The 21,781-nt window shown below is 69.1% G+C and carries 20 protein-coding genes; 9 read left to right on the top strand and 11 right to left on the bottom strand.

Annotated elements, in window-relative coordinates; all coding sequences use genetic code 11:
• Window positions 1-46: 46 nt before the first annotated feature.
• The 5 genes from FGD71_RS14520 to FGD71_RS14500 all read right to left on the bottom strand — a co-directional run bounded on the left by FGD71_RS14520 (window position 47) and on the right by FGD71_RS14500 (window position 8,284).
• Window positions 47-1,510: a catalase gene (locus FGD71_RS14520; protein ID WP_119100856.1), complete on the bottom strand. Its 1,464-nt coding sequence runs from the start codon at window positions 1,508-1,510 to the stop codon at window positions 47-49.
• Window positions 1,511-1,642: 132 nt separating this feature from the next.
• On the bottom strand, window positions 1,643-3,778 hold the full coding sequence (locus tag FGD71_RS14515; RefSeq protein WP_181359203.1) for a SpoIIE family protein phosphatase: 2,136 nt from the start codon (window positions 3,776-3,778) through the stop codon (window positions 1,643-1,645).
• 370 nt (window positions 3,779-4,148) lie between these two features.
• Window positions 4,149-4,841 carry a cytidylyl-2-hydroxypropylphosphonate hydrolase gene (gene fomD / locus FGD71_RS14510; RefSeq protein WP_119100854.1) on the bottom strand — a complete coding sequence of 231 codons (693 nt, stop codon included), beginning with the start codon at window positions 4,839-4,841 and terminating at the stop codon, window positions 4,149-4,151.
• A gap of 73 nt (window positions 4,842-4,914) precedes the next feature.
• Entirely contained in the window at window positions 4,915-6,318 is a 1,404-nt protein-coding gene (locus FGD71_RS14505; protein ID WP_119100853.1) for a class II fumarate hydratase, read from the bottom strand.
• 298 nt (window positions 6,319-6,616) lie between these two features.
• Entirely contained in the window at window positions 6,617-8,284 is a 1,668-nt protein-coding gene (locus FGD71_RS14500; protein ID WP_162931126.1) for a fumarate hydratase, read from the bottom strand.
• Between the two features lie 189 nt (window positions 8,285-8,473).
• Here FGD71_RS14500 and FGD71_RS14495 point away from each other — a divergent pair, with 189 nt between their 5' ends.
• Window positions 8,474-9,211, top strand: coding sequence for a DUF1707 SHOCT-like domain-containing protein (locus FGD71_RS14495; RefSeq protein ID WP_420878290.1), 738 nt, complete (start codon window positions 8,474-8,476; stop codon window positions 9,209-9,211).
• 162 nt (window positions 9,212-9,373) lie between these two features.
• Window positions 9,374-9,754: a WhiB family transcriptional regulator gene (locus FGD71_RS14490; RefSeq protein ID WP_119100851.1), complete on the top strand. Its 381-nt coding sequence runs from the start codon at window positions 9,374-9,376 to the stop codon at window positions 9,752-9,754.
• A gap of 96 nt (window positions 9,755-9,850) precedes the next feature.
• On the opposite strand, the gene glpX is transcribed toward FGD71_RS14490, so the two are convergent.
• Window positions 9,851-10,882 (bottom strand): class II fructose-bisphosphatase, encoded by a 1,032-nt coding sequence (glpX, locus tag FGD71_RS14485; RefSeq protein WP_119100850.1) that lies wholly within the window; start codon window positions 10,880-10,882, stop codon window positions 9,851-9,853.
• A gap of 177 nt (window positions 10,883-11,059) precedes the next feature.
• Here glpX and FGD71_RS14480 point away from each other — a divergent pair, with 177 nt between their 5' ends.
• A complete protein-coding gene (locus FGD71_RS14480; RefSeq protein WP_119100849.1) occupies window positions 11,060-11,578 on the top strand; it encodes a DUF4245 domain-containing protein in 519 nt (172 codons plus the stop codon).
• Window positions 11,579-11,681: 103 nt separating this feature from the next.
• Here FGD71_RS14480 and FGD71_RS14475 read toward each other — a convergent pair whose 3' ends face one another.
• From FGD71_RS14475 to xseA, 3 genes are all read right to left on the bottom strand, one after another.
• Window positions 11,682-12,272 carry a malonic semialdehyde reductase gene (locus FGD71_RS14475; RefSeq protein WP_119100848.1) on the bottom strand — a complete coding sequence of 197 codons (591 nt, stop codon included), beginning with the start codon at window positions 12,270-12,272 and terminating at the stop codon, window positions 11,682-11,684.
• A gap of 189 nt (window positions 12,273-12,461) precedes the next feature.
• On the bottom strand, window positions 12,462-12,707 hold the full coding sequence (locus FGD71_RS14470) for an exodeoxyribonuclease VII small subunit (RefSeq protein ID WP_119100847.1): 246 nt from the start codon (window positions 12,705-12,707) through the stop codon (window positions 12,462-12,464).
• A gap of 9 nt (window positions 12,708-12,716) precedes the next feature.
• Window positions 12,717-13,925: an exodeoxyribonuclease VII large subunit gene (gene xseA, locus FGD71_RS14465; RefSeq protein ID WP_119100861.1), complete on the bottom strand. Its 1,209-nt coding sequence runs from the start codon at window positions 13,923-13,925 to the stop codon at window positions 12,717-12,719.
• Between the two features lie 146 nt (window positions 13,926-14,071).
• Here xseA and FGD71_RS14460 point away from each other — a divergent pair, with 146 nt between their 5' ends.
• Both FGD71_RS14460 and ppgK read left to right on the top strand, forming a co-directional pair.
• The gene (locus tag FGD71_RS14460; protein ID WP_119100846.1) at window positions 14,072-15,076 is read left to right on the top strand and encodes a 4-hydroxy-3-methylbut-2-enyl diphosphate reductase; all 1,005 of its coding nucleotides are present in this window, start codon (window positions 14,072-14,074) and stop codon (window positions 15,074-15,076) included.
• A 29-nt stretch (window positions 15,077-15,105) separates the two neighbouring features.
• The gene (gene ppgK / locus FGD71_RS14455; protein WP_119100845.1) at window positions 15,106-15,852 is read left to right on the top strand and encodes a polyphosphate--glucose phosphotransferase; all 747 of its coding nucleotides are present in this window, start codon (window positions 15,106-15,108) and stop codon (window positions 15,850-15,852) included.
• A 12-nt stretch (window positions 15,853-15,864) separates the two neighbouring features.
• Here ppgK and FGD71_RS14450 read toward each other — a convergent pair whose 3' ends face one another.
• A complete protein-coding gene (locus FGD71_RS14450; RefSeq protein WP_420878289.1) occupies window positions 15,865-16,350 on the bottom strand; it encodes a DUF6542 domain-containing protein in 486 nt (161 codons plus the stop codon).
• Between the two features lie 439 nt (window positions 16,351-16,789).
• On the opposite strand from FGD71_RS14450, the gene ychF reads away from it, so the two are divergent.
• From ychF to FGD71_RS14430, 4 genes are all read left to right on the top strand, one after another.
• Complete coding sequence (ychF, locus tag FGD71_RS14445; protein WP_119100843.1) at window positions 16,790-17,878, top strand: redox-regulated ATPase YchF; 1,089 nt, start codon at window positions 16,790-16,792, stop codon at window positions 17,876-17,878.
• A gap of 243 nt (window positions 17,879-18,121) precedes the next feature.
• Entirely contained in the window at window positions 18,122-18,589 is a 468-nt protein-coding gene (locus FGD71_RS14440) for an NUDIX hydrolase (RefSeq protein WP_119100842.1), read from the top strand.
• Between the two features lie 147 nt (window positions 18,590-18,736).
• On the top strand, window positions 18,737-19,807 hold the full coding sequence (locus tag FGD71_RS14435) for a DNA polymerase III subunit beta family protein (RefSeq protein ID WP_119100841.1): 1,071 nt from the start codon (window positions 18,737-18,739) through the stop codon (window positions 19,805-19,807).
• A gap of 21 nt (window positions 19,808-19,828) precedes the next feature.
• Window positions 19,829-20,338, top strand: a complete 510-nt coding sequence (locus tag FGD71_RS14430) for a hypothetical protein (protein WP_119100840.1) — start codon at window positions 19,829-19,831, stop codon at window positions 20,336-20,338.
• Window positions 20,339-20,595: 257 nt separating this feature from the next.
• Here the strand turns inward: FGD71_RS14430 and FGD71_RS14425 are convergent, their stop codons facing one another.
• Window positions 20,596-21,471 (bottom strand): calcium-binding protein, encoded by an 876-nt coding sequence (locus FGD71_RS14425; RefSeq protein WP_119100839.1) that lies wholly within the window; start codon window positions 21,469-21,471, stop codon window positions 20,596-20,598.
• Between the last annotated feature and the right edge of the window lie 310 nt (window positions 21,472-21,781).

Here is a 21,781-nt window from a genome sequence, read left to right as displayed (position 1 = left end):
GGCCCCGCGCCCACAAGGGGCGCGGGGCCGCGGTGCGGCGAGGAGATCAGCCGCCGTTCACGTTGAGGGCGATGCGGTCACCGATCTCCTTGTCGATGTTGCGCCAGTACTGGAGCGCGCGGTCCTGGACGGGGCGGCTCACCCCGTTCTTCAGGTGCCCGCTGACGTTCGAGACGAGCCGGTCGCGGGCCGCGTCGTCGAGGACCTGGCGGACCATCGTGCCCGGCTGGCCGAAATCGTCGTCCTCGCGGTGCAGCCGATACGCCTCACGGACCATCTCGCCCGCCGTCTGCCAGCCGGCGATGTCGCCGAACTGCTCGACGGCCGCGGCGGGGCCGCCGTACGAGTTCGGCGCGTACACCGCGCCGGTCCTGGCGGCCTCGTAGCGCATCGGGCCGTCCTTGGCGTACGAGTTGACCGCCGAGCGCGGCCGGTTCGGCGGCAGCTGGGCGTAGTTGGGGCCGATCCGGTAGCGGTGCGTGTCCGGGTACGAGAAGAGCCGGCCGAGGAGCATCTTGTCCGGGGACGGGCCGATGCCCGGCACCATGTTGGACGGCTCGAAGGCGGCCTGCTCGATGTGGATGAAGTAGTCCTCCGGGTTCTCGTTGAGCGTCATCCGGCCGACCTCGATCAGTGGGTAGTCGCCGTGCGGCCACACCTTGGTCAGGTCGAACGGGTTGAAGCGGTAGTCCGGGGCGTCCTCGAACGGCATCACCTGGACGTGCATGGTCCACGACGGGTGGTCCCCGCGCTCGATCGCCTGGAACAGATCCCGGCGGTGAAGATCGGCGTCCGCGCCCGCGAGGTGGTCGGCCTCGGCCTGGGGAAGGAAGTCGATGCCCTGGTCCGTCTTGATGTGGTACTTGACCCAGAACTTCTCCCCGCCGCCGTTGATCCACATGTACGTGTGGGACGAGTAGCCGTTCATGTGGCGGTAGGTCTTCGGGATGCCCCGGTCGCCCATCAGCCACGTCACCATGTGCGCGGACTCGGGGGACAGGGTCCAGAAGTCCCACTGCATGTTGTTGTCGCGCAGCCCGTTGTCGGGCCGGCGCTTCTGCGAGCGGATGAAGTCCTGGAACTTCTGCGGGTCACGGACGAAGAAGATCGGCGTGTTGTTGCCGACGAGATCGTAGTTCCCGTGCTCCGTGTAGAACTTCAGCGCGAAGCCGCGGGGATCGCGCCAGGTGTCGGGGGAGCCCAGCTCACCCGCGACGGTCGAGAAGCGCGCCAGCATCTCCGTGCGCTTCCCGGGCTGGAAGAGGTCGGCCTTGGTGAACTGGCTGACGTCGTTGGTGACTTCGAAGGTGCCGTACGCGCCACTGCCCTTGGCGTGGACCACCCGCTCGGGGACCCGTTCGCGGTTGAACTGGGCCATCTTCTCGATGAGGTAGTGGTCCTGGAGCAGGATCGGACCATTGGAGCCGACGGTCAGTGAGTGTTCGTCGCTCTCCACCGGGATCCCGGCGTTGTTCGTGGTGTACGGGACCGAATGCGGTGCCTTGGTCACGAGCGTCCTCCCATCATGACGAGGGTGGGGTCAGGTCGCTTCGCTCACCTCAGCAAGTCAACTCCGTCGAAGCCACGTGGGCAACATTGGACAGAGTCTAATTTCGGTTCAATTCCGAGAGCAGTCGCGCGGTCACCCTCGGTTCAGCTCGAACCACACCACCTTCCCCGTACTCAGCCGGGTCGCACCCCACCGCCTGGCCATCTTGTTCACCAGGTAGAGCCCGCGCCCGCCCTCGTCCGTGGCGCGTGCCTGCCGCAGCCGTGGCAGCTGCGGCACATCGTCGCCGACCTCGCAGCGCAGTACGTCGGTCCGCAGCAGGCGCAGCGTGACGGGCCGTGACGTATAGCGCACGGCGTTGGTCACGACCTCGCTGACGAGCAGCTCCACGGAGTCGCTCAGCTCCTCCAGACCCCAGCGGGACAGCGCGCGGCGCGCCAGCCGCCGGGCCCGGCCCGGAGCCGCGTCCTCGGGGTCCAGATGCCAGTACGCGACGTCGCTCGGCGCGATGCCGTCGAAGCGGGCCGCGAGAAGCGCGATGTCGTCGTCCCGGTCGCCCGGACCGAGCATGTCGAGCACCTCGTCGCACAGCGCCTCCAGAGGCGGCGGATGGTCCGCACCGGTCAACTGCGCGGTGGCGGCGAGCTTTTCCCGCAGCTGTTCTATTCCGGTCCACACGTCCCGCAGCCGTGACTCGACCAGACCGTCCGTGTAGAGAAGCAGCGTGGCCCCGGCGGGCGCGTCCAGCTCGACCGCCTCGAAGTCCACCCCGCCCACGCCGATGGGGGCGCCCGGCGGCACCCGCAGCACCTCGGCCCGGCCGCCCAGGTGCAGCAGGACCGGCGGGGGATGGCCGGCGTTGGCGATGGTGATCCGGTGGGCGACCGGGTCGTACACCGCGTACAGACAGGTCGCCATGCGGTCGGTGCCCAGGCGCTGGGCCTGCTCGTCGAGGTGGTGCAGCACCTCCTGCGGCGGCAGGTCGAGCCCGGCGAGGGTCTGCGCGGTCGTGCGCAGCTGGCCCATGATGGCCGCCGAGGTCATGGAGTGACCCATCACATCGCCCACGACCAGGGCGACCCGGCTGCCGGGCAGCGGAATCGCGTCGTACCAGTCGCCGCCGACCCGGGCCGTCTCGGCCGCCGGGAGGTAGCGCGAGGCGAGCCGCACACCCGTGGGGCGTGGCAGCGTCTCGGGCAGCATGGTGCGCTGCAGCTCGTCGGCGATGTATGCCTCTCGGCCGTACAGCACCGCCTTGTCGATGCCGAGCGCGCTGTGTGTGGCGAGCTGGGCCGCGACGAGGAGGTCGTCGCTCTCGAAGGCCTCCCGGTCGGGGCGGCGCAGGAAGAGCGCCGCGCCGATCACGCGCCTGCGGCCGCGCAGCGGGGCGAGGATCGCACGCTGACCGCCCGGCACCGTCAGTTCCTCGCCGATCAGCTCGGGCAGCGCGGCACGCGCCGCGGGCGCGTCCGCGAAGACGGGACGCACCCCGCGCAGCACCTCGTTGAGCGCGCCGCCGGGCCGCACCTGGCACAGCTCGGCGGTGACGCCGATATCCGGCTCGGGCTGGAGCGAGGGCAGCAGGAAACCATCGGTGTCCCGGTCCTCCGGGATCCGGTCCGTACGCCGCAGCCGCAGCACGACGGGTCCGGTGGGCCGCTCGTCGCCGACCGGCAGCGGATCGCGCAGATAGACCAGGATCGCGTCCGAGAAGGTCGGCACGGTGGCCCGGCACAGACCCATCACGATCTCGTCGAGATCGATGCCGCGCGCGATGCGCCGGGTCGCGGCCCCCACGAATCGCAGCCGGTCGCCGTCACGCCGCATGGGCATGGGCCCGGCGGGCGCCGTGCCCTGCCCGGTACGGCGGTCCGGGCCGGACGGCGGCCCGGCGGGCGGCTCAGCGCCCGACTGCGGCTGCACAGGAATGCTCTCCGGCGCGGGGCGCGGCCGGTGCGGATCCGGTTCGGCGGCCGACGGCTGGGAGTGCTCGGGGCCCGCGGGTACGGGCGTACCGGCCGGTCCATGACCGTCGGAGGGCGCGGGGGTGCCGTGGCTGCCCGCCGGGGTGCCGGTGGCGGCGGAGCGGGCTTCGGCGGGAGCGGGGGAGCCCAGGGGGCCCTGTGCTGGTAACGGGGCGGAGCCCAGCGGCGGCTCCGGAGTACGCAGAAGCGCCCCGCGGGGGTCCGCGGGGGCGGTGGGCCGGGCAGCGCTTGGCTGGCGGCGCTCGTGGGAGGTGGGGTGCTCCGTCACGCGTGTCGAATCCATCCGTCCGGGGCTGCGCGCCGTGCGTGCGGTTCGTCCCGCAGAGAACCCGATACCCGGAATACGTGTCCCAGGAACGGAATTCTCGCGTGGTCAGACAGCCTCTCAGGGCCGGCCCCGGTCGACGCCGACGGGGACAGCCCGTTGCGCTGCCTCCGGTCCCTACGGCCGCCGTAGTCCTCGTACCCCTCGCTCACGTCCTGCCGCCCCTCGGTGACGTTCGGTCAAGCCCAGCGCATGCCGCGGGAGTTGTTGCTGTTGCGCTCCCGCCCGCCACCCGGCCACCACCCCTCAACGACGGCGCTGCGCGCCGACTGTGATTACGTTGCGGAGGACGATCCTACGGTTGTACCACGGGCGCGCAACCAGGGTCTCATGTGGACACGTGCGCGATCGTACGGTCCCAGTCGTCCGGGAGTGCGGGTACGGACCAGGCCGGATCCGGGCGCCAGCGCTCCCAGCCGTCCGAGAACGGCGGGCCCCAGGCCCGGATCACCTCCACCGCGGACCGCCCCGCTTCCCTTACCCGTGTGGCCAGTTGCACATCCATCAGACCATCCCGTTGAGCTTGCGCGAACTCGTCCTCGTCGCGCCAGCCCCAAGTTCGGTCCGGATACACGGAGATGTCCAGGAAGTGGTCCTCGGAGTCGACTCCGCCGGCCCATCTGACCATCGGTTCTTCCAAGTTGACGTACCAGTTCTTGAACTGCCAGCCGGGCTCCCAGAACAGCCACACCGACCACGGCTCACCGGGCCGGGCCAGCTTCAGCACGCCCGTGCCGAACCAGCGGTCGCGCTGCACCGTACGTAGCTTGGTATAGCGGGACTCCAGCGGCTCCACATGGACGGGGGTGCCGTCGGCGAGCACCGGCTTCACACACTCGGTGCCGGGCGCCATCCACACGGCGAGGAGCTCGTCGTCGTCCCGCACGACGGTCACGGGACGGCAGATGTGGACGTGCTCGCCGCCGTTCTCCCGGTACCGCCACAGGATCTGACTCCCGGGGGTCCAGAAGTCCGCCGCTCCGCCCGCTTCCACGTCTGTCACCGCTCCACCCTCTGCCATGACCAGATATTAGGTGTCCACGGCATACGACGCTGCGGCGCGCGTCACGGTTCGCGCCGGGCGCCCGATCCTGTTACGGGCGCGTCATCCGCAGGACATCCAGCGCCTCGTCCAGTTGCCCGAGGGTGAGGTCGCCCCGGTCGACGTACCCGGACTCCAGGACGACCTGGCGGATCGTCTTCCGCTCCGCCAGTGCCTTTTTGGCCACCTTCGCGGCCTCCTCGTACCCGATGTACTTGTTGAGTGGTGTCACCACGGACGGTGACGACTCGGCGTACTCACGGGCCCGTTCGCGGTTCGCGGTGATCCCGTCGACGGTCCGGTCGGCGAGCAGCCGCGAGACGCTCGCGAGGAGGCGTACGGACTCCAGGATGTTCTTCGCGATGACCGGAAGCATCACATTGAGCTCGAAGTTCCCGGCCGCGCCCGCCGCCGCGACGGTGGCGTCGTTTCCGGTCACCTGGGCGGCGACCATGAGGACGGCCTCGGGAATGACCGGATTCACCTTGCCCGGCATGATCGACGAGCCGGGCTGGAGGTCGGGCAGGTTGATCTCGGCGAGCCCGGTGCGGGGGCCCGAGGCCATCCACCGCAGATCGTTCGCGATCTTGGTCAGCCCGACCGCGATCGTGCGCAGCTGCCCGCTCGTCTCGACGATCCCGTCCCGCGCCCCCTGCGCCTCGAAGTGGTTGCGCGCCTCGGTGAGCGGGAGCCCGGTGGTCCGGGCCACCTCGGCGATCACGGCGGCGGAGAAACCGGGCGGGGTGTTGATGCCGGTGCCTACGGCCGTTCCGCCCAGCGGCAGTTCGGCCAGCCGGGGCAGTGTGGCGCTGAGCCGCTCGATGCCGTAGCGCACCTGCGCCGCGTATCCGCCGAACTCCTGGCCCAACGTCACGGGTGTCGCGTCCATGAGATGCGTACGCCCGGACTTCACGACGTCGGCGAACTCCTCGGCCTTGCGCTCCAGGGACGTGGCCAGATGCTCCAGGGCGGGCACGAGGTCGCGTGTGACGGCGGCCGTGGCCGCGATGTGGATGGACGAGGGGAAGACGTCGTTGGACGACTGGGACGCGTTCACATGGTCATTGGGGTGTACGTCCCTGCCGAGCCGCTCCGTCGCGAGCGTGGCGACGACCTCGTTGGTGTTCATGTTGGAGGAGGTGCCGGAGCCGGTCTGGAACACGTCGACGGGGAAGTGCGCGTCCCACCGGCCCCGCGCGACCTCTTCCGCCGCTTCCTGAATCGCCTCGGCGACGTCCTTGTCGAGCACCCCGAGCCGTGCGTTGATCTTGGCTGCGGCGCCCTTGATGCGGGCGAGGGCCTCGATGTGGGCGCGTTCGATGCGCTGCCCCGAGACGGGGAAGTTCTCCACCGCCCGCTGGGTCTGCGCCCGCCACTTGGCGTCCGCCGGGACCCGGACCTCTCCCATGGAGTCGTGCTCGATCCGGTAGTCCCCGGTCGCGTTCTCTTCGGTCATGCGCCGATCACCTCCAGCTCTGACAGCACGCGAGGCGTTGATGGTGTTCCCGACGGGCTCCGATGCCCCCCACTCGGCGGAGCCGTGGTGCCTCATCGCGTCGCTGCCCCGATGGATTCTCGGGCGACTTCGCTGCCGGTCGCGGTCGTCAGCCGTCCGCCGAGGCGTTGCCACTCAGCCCGTCCGGCGTTTGAGGACGAGGCCGTAAGGCCGACAGGGGGGTCTGCGGGCGCAGCCCCAGGGATGGGACGGGTAGGGGCGGCGGGGGCGAGACCCCTCCCCGCCGCCCCGAAACGCACTACGCCAGCCCCGGCCCCCGTACCGGAATCGACGTGAACGTGGGCGCGGGCGCGGGGTCCTTGAAGAAGTCGTTGCCCTTGTCGTCGACCACGACGAAGGCCGGGAAGTCCTCGACCTCGATCTTCCAGACGGCCTCCATGCCGAGCTCCTCGTACTCGACGACCTCGACCTTCTTGATGCAGTCCTGGGCGAGCCGGGCGGCCGGCCCGCCGATGGAGCCGAGATAGAAGCCGCCGTGGGCGTCACAGGCGTCCGTGACCTGCTTGCTGCGGTTGCCCTTGGCCAGCATGACCTTGGAGCCGCCCGCCGCCTGGAACTGCTCCACGTAGGAGTCCATCCGCCCGGCCGTCGTCGGACCGAACGAACCGGACGCGTACCCCTCGGGAGTCTTCGCCGGGCCGGCGTAGTACACCGGGTGGTCCTTCAGGTACTGCGGCATCTCCTCACCCGCGTCCAGCCGCTCCTTGATCTTGGCGTGCGCGATGTCGCGCGCCACGACCAGCGGACCGGACAGGGACAGCCGGGTCTTGACCGGGTACTTCGTCAGCTCGGCGAGGATGTCGTCCATCGGCTGGTTGAGGTCGATGCGTACGACGTCCCCGTCCTGCTCCAGGTGCTCGTCCGTCGTCTCCGGCAGGAACCGCGCCGGGTCCGTCTCCAGCTGCTCCAGGAAGACGCCCTCCGCCGTGATCTTCGCCACCGCCTGGCGGTCGGCCGAGCAGGAGACGGCGATCGCCACCGGGCAGGACGCGCCGTGCCGCGGGAGGCGGACCACACGCACGTCATGGCAGAAGTACTTGCCGCCGAACTGCGCGCCGATCCCGATCTTCTGCGTCAGCTCGAAGACCTTCTGCTCCAGGTCCTTGTCCCGGAAGCCGTGGCCCAGCGCGGAGCCCTCGGCCGGGACCTCGTCCAGGTAGTGCGCGGACGCGTACTTCGCGGTCTTCAGGGCGTATTCCGCGCTCGTACCGCCGACGACGATCGCCAGGTGGTACGGCGGACAGGCGGCCGTACCCAGCGAACGGATCTTCTCCTCGAGGAACTTCATCATCGAAGCCTCGTTGAGGACCGCCTTCGTCTCCTGGTAGAGGAACGACTTGTTGGCCGAGCCGCCGCCCTTGGCCATGAACAGGAACTTGTACGCGCCGCCGTCCGTCGCGTACAGCTCGATCTGCGCCGGGAGGTTGGAACCGGTGTTCTTCTCCTCCCACATGGTCAGCGGAGCCATCTGCGAGTAGCGCAGGTTCAGGTTCTTGTAGGCGTCGTAGATGCCGCGCGAGAGGGAGGCCTCGTCGCCGCCCTCGGTGAGCACGTTCTGCCCGCGCTTGCCCATCACGATCGCCGTGCCGGTGTCCTGGCACATGGGCAGCACGCCCGCGGCGGCGATGTTCGCGTTCTTCAGGAGGTCGAGCGCCACGAACTTGTCGTTCGACGAGGCCTCGGGGTCGTCGATGATGCGGCGCAGCTGCGCGAGATGGGCCGGGCGCAGGTAGTGCTGGATGTCGTGGATGGCCTCCTCGGCGAGCTTGCGCAGCGCCTCCGGCTCGACCTTGAGGAACGTGCGCCCGTCGGCCTCGAAGGTGGAGACACCCTCGGAGGTCACCAACCGGTACGGGGTGGTGTCCTCTCCCTGGGGGAGCAGATCGGTGTACGCGAACTCAGGCATCTCGCCCATTCCTCACTCGACAGATGGCAGCTGGCCTCCGTTGGCAGCGCCCACCAGCGTAGAACCTGGCCGCTCGGCGGGGCTTGTGAGGTAAGGCTCAGTTCCAGTGCCTGGGCGAATCTTCGGTGGGTTTTCCGAGGGCACGTCAAGGGGTAGTCGCGATCTATCGCGTTTGGGTACGCTGTGGCCGTGGACCTTCAGAAGCGCCCCACGGGCGATGGGGAAAAGCCCGACCGGCAGCCCGCGACCACCGACCGGAAGCCCGTGGCGGCTACCGAGCTGCGTTGCTCCGACGCGGACCGCGACCGCACCGCCGACATCCTGCGCGACGCCCTCGCCGAGGGCCGCATCACCGCGGAGGAGCACGCCGAGCGCGTCGAGGGGGTCTTCCGTGCCAAGACCGTCGGCGAGCTGGAGCCACTCGTTCGCGACCTGCCCGGCGCACATGGGGCCGGCGGCACGCGGGCGTACGAGCCGGCGCCGAACCACCCCGCCCCGGGGGCGGTCCCCCCGGTGGCCGACGAGAACGTGGCGGCGGTCTTCAGTTCGGCGGTACGCAAGGGGCGTTGGCGAGTAGGCCGTCGCACGCACGCGTACGCGATCTTCGGCAGCGTGGAGATAGACCTCAGCGAGGCGATCTTCGAGCACCGCCAAGTCGTGATCAAGGCGGTCGCGATCTTCGGCAGCGTGGAGATCCGCGTCCCGGAGAACGTCTCGCTGCGGGGCAACGGCGCCGGGGTGCTGGGCAGTTTCGAGGTGTCCACGCTGGATTCGGGCGAGCAGGACGCGCCCGTGGTCTATGTGGACGGACTGGGCATATTGGGAAGCATCGAGGCAAAGCCCAAACGGGGCAAGATGATTGAGGATCTCCTCGACCGGATCAGCGACCGGGTGCACGGTCAGATGCGCAAACACCTCGGGCATTGACGGTTGCGAATTCGACGCGATGTGAAGGGGTTTGGTCCGGCTGGATCGGGCCGGACGCCCCCGGGAACTCCCGTGCTTCGGAACTCAGTGCATAGGCCCGCGCACAGCGGGTAGGCCTTGCGCATCGTCGCTCGCTCCCGAAGCCGTCGTCAGGAGTAGACCGTGCTGCATCCGCCGCATCAGTCCCTGCAGGTCGCTGCCGTTCCGCCCCAGGGGGTACCGGTGCGTGACAGGGATCAGGACGCCCCTTGGCACACGGAGGCTGTGTGCCGCCGCGACGAGGCCGGCCTGTTCTTCGCACCTTCCAAGGAGCCGACCGCGGCCCGCCTGTCCCGCGAGGACGCGGCGAAGCGGGTCTGCGCGCGCTGCCCCGTGATGGTCGAATGCCGCGAACACGCGCTGGTGCAACCGGAGCCGTACGGCGTATGGGGCGGGCTCACCGCCGCCGAGCGCCGTGTGGTCCTGGCCCGCCGGCGCCGCCGCGACCTCGAACTCAAGAAGGCCGCCCGCTCCGCCGCGAGCCCGATAGCCGCCGCCGGATAGCCGGCAGACGAATGGGGCGCCCCTCCGCACAAGGGGCGCCCCATTCACGTACACGGACAAAGTCTGTCTCCGGTCGGCAGTGCCGTGCCCGCTTGCCTACTTCGCGCGGTCGAAGTCGATGGTGCTGTAGGCGCGCAGCTTGCTCAGCCGGTGCTCGGAGTTGATCTGGCGCACCGTACCGGACTTGGAGCGCATGACGATCGAGTCGGTCGTGGCCGTCTCGGCGCGATAGCGCACCCCGCGCAGCAACTCGCCGTCCGTGATGCCGGTCGCCACGAAGAAGACGTTCTCACCGGAGACCAGATCGTCCGTGAACAGGACGCGGCTGAGGTCGTGGCCCGCGTCGACGGCCCGCTGCCGCTCCTCGTCGTCCTTGGGCCACAACTTGCCCTGGATGGTGCCGCCCAGGCACTTGACCGCACAGGCCGAGATGATGCCCTCCGGCGTACCGCCGATGCCCAGCAGCAGGTCGATGCCGGTTCCCTCGCGCAGGGCGAGGATCGAGCCCGCGACATCGCCGTCGGAGATCAGCTTGATGCGCGCGCCGGTCTCCCGGATCTCCTTGATGATGCCGTCGTGGCGCGGCCGGTCGAGGATGACGACCGTGACGTCCTCGGGCGTGGACCGCTTCGCCTTGGCGACCCGGCGGATGTTCACGGACACGGGCGCGTTGATGTCGACGAAGTCGGCGGCCTCGGGGCCGGTGACCAGCTTGTCCATGTAGAAGACCGCGGACGGGTCGAACATGGTGCCGCGGTCGGCGGCGGCCAGCACGGCGATCGCGTTCGTCATGCCCTTCGCGGTCAGCGTGGTGCCGTCGATCGGGTCGACGGCGATGTCGCATTCGGGGCCGGTCCCGTCGCCGACGCGCTCTCCGTTGAAGAGCATCGGGGCCTCGTCCTTCTCGCCCTCCCCGATGACGACGACGCCGTTCATCGAGACGGTGGAGACGAGGGTTCGCATGGCCCGTACGGCGGCTCCGTCCGCGCCGTTCTTGTCGCCGCGGCCGACCCAGCGGCCCGCGGCCATCGCGGCGGCTTCGGTGACCCGGACGAGTTCCAGGGCGAGGTTGCGGTCGGGGGCCTCGGACGGGACCTCGAGTTCGGACGGCAAGTGATGCTCGGTCATCGGAGGGCACCTTTCTGATACGAGACAAAACTGCGCCCGCAGACCCGTCCTTGAAGAGCGGTGGCGGGAGACGGTGGGCGACCGGAGGAGGGTTCGGGCCGACTCTATCCTCAGTCCGACAAAATGAGCAGGGGGCCCCACGGATGAGCAGACCAGTACACCTGCGACGATGGGGGCGTGGCAGGTACGAAAGGCAAGCAGACGGTCCGGGACATGGTTCTTTCCTTGGGCCTGATCGGCATCGTCGCGGGAGTCATCTACGTCTTCATTCCCCATGACGACTCGGCGCCCCCTCTCAAACGGGTGGACTACCGCGTGGAGCTCCTCACGGCACGGCGCGCGGCCCCCTATCCGGTGGCGGCGCCCGAGGGCCTGCCCAAGACGTGGAAGGCGACGTCGGTGCGGTTCCAGGGCGACGACTTCGACGCCTGGCACCTCGGCTTCCACGACCCCGACGGTGCCTACGTGGCGGTCGAGCAGTCCACCCAGAAGCCCGTCACATTCATCGAGGACGCCAGTCAGGGCGCCGAGGACACGGGCGACACGCAGCGCATCGGCGAGCAGACCTGGAAGCGGTACGAGGGCACGAAGTACGACGCCCTGGTCCTGCAGGAGAAGGGCGCGACCACCGTGGTGGCGGGTACGGCGTCCTTCGCGCAGCTGCGGAAGATGGCTGAGGCCCTGAAGGCGTCCTGAGCGGTCCGCGAAGACGTCGCACACACAGGAGGAGGGCCCCGGCGTGCTGCCGGGGCCCTCCTCCTGCGTGTATGTCCGGCCGGGCTCGGATGCCCTGTCCGGCTCAGACCGTCGAGATGACCTGGTCGGCCTCGAGGCGCGGGGAGCGCGGGAACCAGGCGTCGTCGGCAGGCTTGCCGATGTTGACCACCATCAGCGGGGTGTGGTCGTCGTCCAGGAACTCCTTCTGGACGCCCGTGAAGTCGAAGCCCGTCATGGGACCGGCGGCCAGGCCGGCGGCGCGGACACCGATGATGAAGTAGGCGGCCTGCAGTGCGGCGTTCAGGGAGGCGGCACCCTCGCGGGCCGGGCGCTCGGCGAAGAACACGTCCTTGGCCTGCGGGAAGTGCGGGAAGAGGTGCGGGAGCTCCTCGTGGAACTCGTTGTCCGCGGAGAGGATCGCGACGAGCGGGGCGGTGGCCGTCTTCGGCTGGTTGCCCTCGGCCATGTGCTGCACCAGGCGCTCACGGGCCTCGGCGGAGCGGACCAGGGTGATGCGCAGCGGGGACTGGTTGAAGGCGGTGGGGCCGTACTTGACCAGGTCGTAGATCGCCTGCACCTGCTCCTCGGTCACCGGCTCGTCGGTGAACGTGTTGGCGGTGCGGGCCTCGCGGAAGAGCAGGTCCTGGGCGGCGGGGTCAAGAACGAGGGACATGGGGAAACCTTCTCCGGGTGGTGCGGTGGGTCCGGCGGCAACGGTGGCCGGCTGGTGGTGACGACAGTAACCCCGAATATGTTTAAGCTTCAACCAAAAGTGGATGATGGTGTCCCACTTCACAACCCTTGAGGGGTCTGAGGGCTCGCGGCTCGTGGCTCGTGAGGGTTCGTGAGAGGGCGAGGCCGCCTACGCGGAGGAGTCGTCCTCGCTCTTCGCCGTCTCCGCTCCCTCCTCCTCGGCCAGCGCCGCGTCCAGCCGCTTGCGCGCCCCCTCCAGCCAGCGGCGGCACACCTTCGCCAGTTCCTCGCCGCGCTCCCAGAGAGCGAGGGACTCCTCGAGGGTCGTGCCTCCCGCCTCCAGGCGACGTACGACCTCGATCAGCTCGTCCCGCGCCTGCTCGTACCCGAGCGCCTCGTCCACTTTGCTGGTCATGAGCCCACCCTATGCATCCGCTCGAACTGTGAACTCGCCCTCGGCGACCCGCGCCCGCAGCGGCTCGTCCGCGGTGACCTCGTCCGGGGCCCGGACCACGTGGCCGTCGGCCTTCTGCAGGACCGCGTAGCCACGCTGGAGGGTCGCGGCGGGGGAGAGGGCCACCACGCGCGCGTGCGTGTGCGTCAGCTCCGACTCGGCACGGTCGAGGTGATGCCCCAGGCAGCGCCGGCCGCGGTCGAGCAGCGAGCCGATCTGCTCCTCGCGCTCGGCGACCATGCGGTGCGGGTCCTCTATCGAGGGCCTGGCCAGCGCGTGGGCGAGCCCGCGCTCCTCACGCTCGATGAAGGACAGGACGCAGCGCCGAGCCCGGTCCCGCAGGAACCGGACCCGCTCGAACTCCTCGCCGACATCCGGCACGACCTTCTTGGCGGCGTCGGTCGGTGTGGAGGCACGCAGGTCGGCCACATAGTCCAGCAGCGGGTTGTCCGGCTCATGCCCGATCGCCGACACCACCGGCGTACGACAGGACGCGACCGCCCGTACGAGCTGCTCGTCCGAGAACGGCAGCAGGTCTTCCACGCTGCCGCCGCCGCGGGCCACGATGATCACGTCCACGTCCTCGAACACGTCCAGCTCCTTCACGGCCTGGACGACCTGCGGCACCGCGTGCACCCCCTGCACGGCGACGTTGCGCACCTCGAAGCGGACGGCGGGCCAGCGGTGCCGAGCGTTCTCCAGCACGTCCCGCTCGGCCGCCGAGGCACGTCCGCAGACCAGGCCGATGAGCTGGGGCAGGAAGGGCAGCGCCTTCTTGCGCTCGGGCGCGAACAGGCCCTCGCTCGCCAGCGACTTCTTCAACTGCTCCAGGCGGGCGAGCAGTTCACCGATCCCCACCGGCTTTATCTCGGCGGCCCGCAGCGACAGCTGCCCGCGTGGCGCGTACCACTCCGGCTTCGCGTGGACGACCACGCGCGCGCCCTCGCTCACCACATCGGCCACCGCGTCGAACACCTGCCGGTAGCAGGTGACGCTCAAGGAGATGTCGTACGACGGGTCGCGCAGCGTCATGAAGACGACGCCCGCGCCGGGACGCCGCGACAGCTGGGTGATCTGCCCCTCGACCCACACGGCGCCGAGCCGGTCGATCCATCCCCCGATGAGCCGCGACACCTCGCCCACGGGCATGGGCGCGTCTGCGGACGTGTTCACAGCCATGCGCCCGAGCGTAACGGCCGGTACCGACAACGCGGACTTCCCCAGGCCGGGGCCCCGGCCCGGGCCTGGGGAGGAGCCCCGGAGAGGCGGGGTGGAGAGGCGCGGACGGCGGCGGCGATCTTCGACCGTCCGGGCGCGGCCTTACGATGGTTCGCATGACTGCTTCAACTGGCCGCCGTGTCCTGCTCGCCGCCCCCCGTGGCTATTGCGCGGGTGTGGACCGCGCCGTGATCGCCGTCGAGAAGGCCCTCGAGCAGTACGGGGCCCCGATCTATGTCCGCCACGAGATCGTCCACAACAAATACGTCGTGCAGACCCTGGAAAAGAAGGGGGCGATCTTCGTCGAGCAGACGGCGGAGGTCCCCGAGGGCGCGATCGTCATGTTCTCGGCGCACGGCGTCGCGCCCGTCGTCCATGAAGAGGCCGCCCAGGGCAAGCTCGCCACCATCGACGCCACCTGCCCGCTGGTCACCAAGGTGCACAAGGAAGCCGTCCGGTTCGCCCAGGAGGACTTCGACATCCTCCTGATCGGTCACGAGGGCCACGAGGAGGTCATCGGTACCTCCGGAGAGGCGCCCGACCACATCACGCTCGTCGACGGCCCCAAGGACGTCGCGGACGTCGAGGTCCGCGACCCGTCCAAGGTCGTCTGGCTCTCCCAGACCACCCTGTCCGTGGACGAGACCATGGAGACGGTCGACGCCTTGAAGGAGAAGTTCCCGCAGCTCATCTCCCCGCCCAGCGACGACATCTGCTACGCCACGCAGAACCGTCAGCTCGCGGTGAAGCAGATGGGCGCCGAGGCCGACCTGGTCATCGTGGTCGGCTCGCGCAACTCCTCCAACTCCAAGCGGCTCGTGGAGGTCGCCAAGCTCGCCGGCGCGCGCGACGCGTACCTCGTGGACTTCGCGGACGAGATCGACGAGGCCTGGCTGGAGGGTGTGACGACGGTCGGGGTGACGTCGGGTGCGTCCGTACCGGAGGTACTGGTCGAGCAGGTCCTGGAGTTCCTCTCCGCTCGGGGCTTCGAGGACGTTGAGATCGTCAAGGCCGCTGACGAGTCCATCACCTTCTCGCTTCCCAAGGAACTGCGTCGCGACCTTCGCGAGGAGGCGGCCGCCCTGGTGGCGGAGCGCACCACCGAGAAGTAACTGTCAGTCGTACGACGTAACGTGGAGCCATGCACATCTTCGGCGTGGACATCGGTGGATCGGGGATCAAGGGCGCTCCCGTGGACCTGGACCGGGGCGACCTGGCGGACGAGCGTTACAAGGTGCTCACGCCGCAGCCCTCGACACCCGACGCGGTGGCGGACGGCGTGAAGGAGGTCGTCGGCCACTTCGGCTGGACGGGCCCGGTCGGAATCACCTTCCCGGGTGTGGTCACCGGCGGCGCCACCATCCGCACGGCCGCCAATGTGGACAAGGGCTGGGTCGATGTCGACGCGAGCGCTCTGCTCTCCGAGCGGCTCGACGGGCTCCCGGTGACGATCGTGAACGACGCGGACGCGGCGGGCGTGGCCGAGATGCAGTTCGGTGCGGGGCGTGACCGCCGGGGCACGGTCATCGTCCTCACCTTCGGCACGGGCATAGGCAGCGCGCTCTTCATGGACGGCGTCCTCGTGCCGAACACGGAGTTGGGCCACCTCGAACTCGACGGCCGCGACGCCGAGAAGCACGCCTCCACCAAGGCCAAGGACGACCACGAGCTGAGCTGGGAGCACTGGGCCCGGCGCGTCAGGAAGTACCTGGCGCACGTGGAGATGCTCTTCTCACCCGAGCTGTTCATCATCGGGGGCGGGGTCAGCCGCAAGTCGCACAAGTTCCTGCACCTGATCGAGGACATCAAGGCGGAGATCGTGCCGGCCCGGCTGCAGAACAACGCGGGGATCGTGGGTGCGGCGATGAGGGCGGCGAAGGAAGGGTAGCGACGGCGCGCCTCAGGCGGTGCGGCGCCTCGGCTGGGCCGGCGGCTTCTGCCGGGTCGGAGGCTGTGGGGCGGCCTGCGCGGTGTGCGCGGCCTGCGCGGCCGCCTGTGCGGCGGCCCGGCGTTGCGCCGCCCGTCGGCTCATGAGGCGCACCTTGCGAACGGTCACGATGAGGCCGGCGATCAGCGTGCCGCCGTACAGCCAGCCGGCGTGCATCGCGAGAACCGTGACCAGATTCATCAGCCGCCCCGTGAACCCTCCGTCACTGTCGGCGATGGGCAGCAGACCGATGGCGAACGCGATGGGAATGGCGACGACCGCGGTGACGAGGTCGGCCCGGCGTACCCAGAGAGCGGTCAGCGCGCAGACCGGCAGGAACAGCACGCCGTAGACGGTGACGGAGCCCCCGAAGAGCAGCCAGTCGAGACAGGCGAGCGCGAACATCGACGCGGTGCAGAACACCCCGCTGCCCAGGCCGGTGAGCCGGGGGTTCGGCATCCTGCGTACCGCCCGCACCACTCGCGACAGCGGCGACGTGCTCCGGGGCACGTCGGGGCGGGCCTGCCGGGGTGTGCGGGCTCCACCCCGCCCGGCCTGTGGCGGAAGGGGCGCGCCGCGTCGCGGCCGGGCTTGAGGGGGGCGCGTTCTGGGTTGCTCCACTGGTCCAACTTAGGTCGGGTTATGTGGGGAATGGCCCCTGAGACACGCCCTTTCACCGACCTTGGTCACGCGTTCGCTACGTCGCCTGGGTGGGTGCGCGCACGCCGTAGACTGGTGGATCGGTCCGCAGCCTGGCGGGTCGGCCCGCAGACTGGTGGGATCGGCCCGCGCACCACACAGGCTCCGCAGGCTCCACAGGCACCACCCAGGCATCACGCAGAAGGACCCGGGCCCCACCCAGCCCCAGTCCCCAACCTCACGTACGGGAAGTCGCAACGTGTCGCTCACGATCGGAATCGTCGGTCTGCCAAATGTCGGCAAGTCGACCCTGTTCAACGCCCTGACCAAGAACGACGTGCTGGCGGCCAACTACCCGTTCGCCACGATCGAGCCGAACGTGGGTGTGGTCGGCGTTCCTGACACCCGCCTGTCGAAGCTGGCCGAGATCTTCTCCTCGCAGAAGATCCTCCCCGCCACCGTCGACTTCGTCGACATCGCGGGCATCGTGCGCGGTGCGAGCGAGGGCGAGGGCCTGGGCAACAAGTTCCTCGCGAACATCCGTGAGTCCGACGCGATCTGCCAGGTCATCCGTGCCTTTAAGGACGAGAACGTCGTCCACGTCGACGGCAAGATCTCGCCCAAGGACGACATCGAGACGATCAACACCGAGCTGATCCTCGCGGACCTGCAGACCATCGAGAAGGTCCTGCCGCGGCTCCAGAAGGAATCGCGCATCAAGAAGGACGTCGCGCCGAAGGTCGCCGCCGTCGAGGCGGCCAAGGAGATCCTGGACGCGGGCCAGACCCTGTTCGCCGCGGGCATCAAGCAGGACTCGGATCAGGAGGCCCTCCTCCACGACCTGCACCTGCTCACTACCAAGCCGTTCCTCTACGTCTTCAACGTGGACGAGGACGAACTGGTCGACGAGGCCTTCAAGGCCGAGCAGCGCGCCCTGGTCGCCCCGGCCGAGGCGATCTTCCTCAACGCCAAGCTGGAGGCGGACCTCGCCGAGCTCGACGAGGAGGAGGCCCTGGAGCTCCTCCAGACCGTCGGCGTCGACGAGCCCGGCCTCGCCACCCTCGCCCGCGTCGGCTTCGACACCCTCGGCCTCCAGACCTACCTCACGGCCGGCCCCAAGGAATCCCGCGCCTGGACCATCAAGAAGGGCGCCACCGCCCCGGAGGCCGCCGGCGCCATCCACACCGACTTCCAGAAGGGCTTCATCAAGGCCGAGGTCATCTCCTTCGCCGACCTGGTCGAAACGGGCTCGGTCACCGAGGCCCGCGCCAAGGGCAAGGCCCGCATGGAGGGGAAGGACTATGTGATGCAGGACGGGGATGTGGTGGAGTTCCGCTTCAACGTGTAGTGCCGGTCGGCCGTCTCCAGGCGCGAAGAATCCGTAGGTCTGGGACGTTGCGTCGGTTCGCTCTCCTTGGCCGGCACGGCGCTGTGTGCGGCGCGCGGTTCCAGGCCCACCATGTTTATGGGGTCAGCCCCTTCGGGGGCTACCCCGTCGCTGTTCCCCGTGTTGGATCATCTGATACGTCGTCACCTTGTCATCCCTGGTTATCCGTACCGTTGCTGGATCAGTTCCGGTGGAGGTGTGGGGATGAGTTTCCGGCTGGCGGCGTACGCCGTGTGCATCGAGGGCGGGCGGGTGCTGCTCGCCCGTTTCGTACCGCCGAAGGGCGAGAGTAACTGGACTCTTCCGGGCGGTCGGGTCGAGCACGGGGAGGATCCGTTCGACGCGGTGATCCGGGAGGTCGCTGAGGAGACCGGCTGCGACGCGGTGGTCGAGCGCCTGCTGGGCGTGGACTCGAGGGTGATCCCCGCAGTTGCCGCGCGTGCGGGAGTCGAGCACCAGAATGTCGGCATCTTCTACCAGGTCCGTATCACCGCCGGCCAACTCCGGCCTGAGCCGAACGGCGAAATCGCCGAGTCGGTCTGGACTCCGATCCCCGACGTCGCTTGCCTGCGCCGGTCATCGCTGGTCGACATCGGTCTCGCCCTGGCGCAGACCGTTCCGGCAACCGGCCACGTCGCTCCCGTCCCGGTCGGCGGCCTGGTCCAGCACTGAGGCACCACCAACATGTACCTGGCCCGTTCGACCGTCATCTGGACCACATGATCGGCAGGACGGGCTCTAGTTGGTGCCGGCCATGAGGTGGGTGGCGCCATTCGTCGGTGTTGACCTTCGAGTTGGTTGAAGCTCAATGATGGCGGGGTGCCACATTCTGAGTTGATGCCGATCGGGGTCTTTGCCCAACGCAGTGGTCTGACCTCGAGCGCGTTGCGGTTCTACGCCGACTCCGGACTGCTGCCCCCTGCCGAGGTCGACCCGGTCTCGGGCTACCGCTACTACAGCGCCGACCAGGTGGCGCGGGCGACCGCGCTGCGTCGGCTCCGCGAGATTGCCATGCCCCTCGCTGCTGTCGAGGCGGTCCTCGACGCCGGGGCTGACGAGGCATCCCGGCTGCTCGATGAGCATGTCGCGAAGGTCGTTGGGGACGCGGTAGCGGCGCAGCAGAAGGCGGCTGTCATCAAGTCCGCGCTCGGCGACGTGCCAAGTCTTCCGATTACGGTGCTGAAGGGTCCCGTCCTGGCGGATGCGGTGGAGCAAGTCTTGACCGCGACCGCACATGAGCCGGGGATGCCGGTGCTCGCCGGCCTGCGTATCGAGGCGAGTCAAGAAGCGGTCGCCCTGACCGCGACTGACCGCTACCGACTCTCCACACGAACCCTGGTACCGACTGAACCACCGAGGCAGACGTGGGCCGGCACGGTCGACGGCGACGAACTGCGGGCCGCGGTCGCCGAGATCCGCCGTAGCGCGCTGGTGCGAGTCGAAGTGGTGCCGCACGGGATCTGGCTGCGTGTGGCAGGCCGGGAGGACCGGCATTGCCGGTTGCTGCCCGAGGAGTTCCCCGACTATCGGCTGATGCTCGCGTCACTGGGCAGGGTCACCACCCGTGTGACGGTTTCGAAGGATCTGCTCCTGCGTGCCCTGGAAGAACACCCCTGCGAGCGCATCTCGCTGCACGTCACCGACCACGGGACGAAGGTCGTGTCAGCGGATGCCGAACACCCTGACGTCCCGCTCCCAGCTACCGCGACGGGGCAGGCCCTCCAGATCTGGTTCAAGGTGACCACGCTCTATCCCGCCGTGAGCACCGCGATCGGCCCCGACGTGATGCTCGACCTGAGGGGACACGACCAGCCCGTCACGATCCGCTCCGCCGACCGAGGCGATCTCACCACCCTGGCCATGCCCATCAAGTCCGACCACTCCGCCTGAGCACGACGACGAGGACACTCCATGACCGCCGCACCCGCCAGCCCCGACCCGACCATGAAAGCCATCGGCGAAGCCGTCACCGAAGGCCGAGCCGGTGATATCGCTTCCGCCCGCCACAAACTCCTGGGTCTGTGGTCCGCGATCGGTGTCACCGGCGACCCGCTGCACCGTTGCTCCCTCGCTCACTACCTGGCAGATCTCTACGAAGATCCCGCCCAGGCCCTGGCCTGGGACGTCCGGGCCCTGGACGCTGCCGACGCGGTGACCGAGCAGCGCGTTCAGGAGCACCACGCCAGCCTTCACATCGCCGGCTTCTACCCCTCCCTGCACCTCAACCTTGCCGACAACTACCGCCGGCTCGGGTCTTTCGAAGCCGCCACCGAGCACATCAACGCGGCCACAGAGCAGGCTCCCGACCTTCCTCAGGATCCCTACGGTGACCTTCTTCGTGGCGCCATCCAAGAGGTCGCCGAGGCCATCGCCGGGCGGGACCGCACACGGCGAACATCTGCGCCCGGCTCCTCTGCATGACGCACAAGGAACTCCCTGGCCTCCAGGGTGATATGCCTGCCGGTGCCTGGTGTTCGCCAATGACCCCGATCACTACCGTTTCCGCAGTCGTCGGTGCGTGACAACAGTCCGTCGTCCACAACCTCACCGTCGCAGACCTCTACACGTCCATGTGCCGGCGAGGGCTGCTTACCGGACGGTGACGGTCCGCCGCGGTCGGCCGCCGCGTCCGGGGAACTGCACGAGTGACCGTGCAGCTCCCCGGACGGTGAGAACCGTCAGTCCTGACGGACGATGTTGTTGCCCGGGCCGCCGGAGAGCGTGTCCGTGCCGGGCCCGCCGTACAGCTCGTCGTCGCCGCTGTTGCCCCACATCCGGTCAGCTCCGCTGTTTCCGTGCAGGACGTCGTTGCCCCTGCCGCCGTACAGCTCGTCGTCGCCGTCCCCGCCGTAGACCGTGTCGTTGCCGTCGTCGCCTCGCAGCAGCTGGTCGCTCTCGCCGCCGTGGAGCACGTCGTCGCCCGCGTCGGCATTCACGACTCCGCCTTCGCCGCCCGCGTCGAACGTGTCGTCGCCGTCACCGCCCCCGGCGTACCCGTACGTGCCCACCGTGATGATGTCGTCGCCCGCGCCGCCGAGGACGCTGCTGCCGTCGACTCGCCTGCCGGTGTCGCTCGTCCCCTTGTCGTTGCCGTCGCCGAGCTCGATGGTGTTGAAGTAGTAGATCTGGTCGGTCGCGTTGTCGAGGGAGACGGTGTCGTCGCCGTCGGCGAGGTCCATCTCCATGGAGCCGAGCGGGGACTGGCTCTCAGGGGCCTCGACCGTGCAGGAGATCTTGGTGTTGTCCGCGCTGTCGGGGTAGCCGCAGCGGTTCCCGGCGTTGATCGGGACGACGTCGTCGATCACATAGGTGAACTGTGTGCGGTCGCTGGTGAACGACTGGGTGATGGCCACCTGGTTGGCCTGGCCGGGGGCGGCTGTGTAGGTGAGGTGCCAGCCGTACTCGTTCACTGCGGCGGTGGCCGTCGGCTCCGCGGCGCCGGCCGTGTCGACCGTGCCGGCCAGGGCGATCGGAACGGCCAGCCCCAAGCCGAGAACCGGCGTCAGACCCGATAAGGCGCGTAACACCCGGCGGCTGACGAGGCGAGAGGACATTACATAACCTCCATGAGGCAGTTGTGGATCCTTTCGCCATGCGTGACCCATGGGGCAGATGCTTGGTTGCCTGCGGCACAGAAGTGCGTCCGACCCTTTCACGGTGGGGACAGCGGCAGCGACCTGCGATTTTCGATTGAATTCACCTGCCCGTCACGCTTCAGGGAGGGCGAGCACGGCAAGAACACGCGGGCGCCCTTACGGATCGGGTTCCCGGCCGGTTTCGTGAGGATATTGCGACCGTGCGTCTCTACGCGGCCCCCGCGTCGTTGTGCGTGGACCACCTTCGGCCGCCGGTGGTTGGACCCGG

The sequence above is a fragment of the Streptomyces sporangiiformans genome (assembly GCF_005768555.2).
Classification (GTDB): domain Bacteria; phylum Actinomycetota; class Actinomycetes; order Streptomycetales; family Streptomycetaceae; genus Streptomyces; species Streptomyces sporangiiformans.
The sequence above is the reverse complement of the archived record's forward strand: the minus strand, read 5'-3'. Positions and strand labels throughout refer to the sequence as shown.

What these genes read in the sequence shown, in the direction of transcription:
- FGD71_RS14515 (WP_181359203.1), bottom strand. Translation starts at nt 3,778, where the DNA reads ATGGATTCGACACGCGTGACGGAGCACCCCACCTCCCACGAGCGCCGC.
- fomD (WP_119100854.1), bottom strand. Translation starts at nt 4,841, where the DNA reads ATGGCAGAGGGTGGAGCGGTGACAGACGTGGAAGCGGGCGGAGCGGCG.
- FGD71_RS14505 (WP_119100853.1), bottom strand. Translation starts at nt 6,318, where the DNA reads ATGACCGAAGAGAACGCGACCGGGGACTACCGGATCGAGCACGACTCC.
- FGD71_RS14500 (WP_162931126.1), bottom strand. Translation starts at nt 8,284, where the DNA reads ATGCCTGAGTTCGCGTACACCGATCTGCTCCCCCAGGGAGAGGACACC.
- glpX (WP_119100850.1), bottom strand. Translation starts at nt 10,882, where the DNA reads ATGACCGAGCATCACTTGCCGTCCGAACTCGAGGTCCCGTCCGAGGCC.
- FGD71_RS14475 (WP_119100848.1), bottom strand. Translation starts at nt 12,272, where the DNA reads ATGTCCCTCGTTCTTGACCCCGCCGCCCAGGACCTGCTCTTCCGCGAG.
- FGD71_RS14470 (WP_119100847.1), bottom strand. Translation starts at nt 12,707, where the DNA reads ATGACCAGCAAAGTGGACGAGGCGCTCGGGTACGAGCAGGCGCGGGAC.
- xseA (WP_119100861.1), bottom strand. Translation starts at nt 13,925, where the DNA reads ATGGCTGTGAACACGTCCGCAGACGCGCCCATGCCCGTGGGCGAGGTG.
- FGD71_RS14460 (WP_119100846.1), top strand. Translation starts at nt 14,072, where the DNA reads ATGGTTCGCATGACTGCTTCAACTGGCCGCCGTGTCCTGCTCGCCGCC.
- ppgK (WP_119100845.1), top strand. Translation starts at nt 15,106, where the DNA reads ATGCACATCTTCGGCGTGGACATCGGTGGATCGGGGATCAAGGGCGCT.
- FGD71_RS14450 (WP_420878289.1), bottom strand. Translation starts at nt 16,350, where the DNA reads ATGCCGAACCCCCGGCTCACCGGCCTGGGCAGCGGGGTGTTCTGCACC.
- FGD71_RS14440 (WP_119100842.1), top strand. Translation starts at nt 18,122, where the DNA reads ATGAGTTTCCGGCTGGCGGCGTACGCCGTGTGCATCGAGGGCGGGCGG.
- FGD71_RS14430 (WP_119100840.1), top strand. Translation starts at nt 19,829, where the DNA reads ATGACCGCCGCACCCGCCAGCCCCGACCCGACCATGAAAGCCATCGGC.
- FGD71_RS14425 (WP_119100839.1), bottom strand. Translation starts at nt 21,471, where the DNA reads ATGTCCTCTCGCCTCGTCAGCCGCCGGGTGTTACGCGCCTTATCGGGT.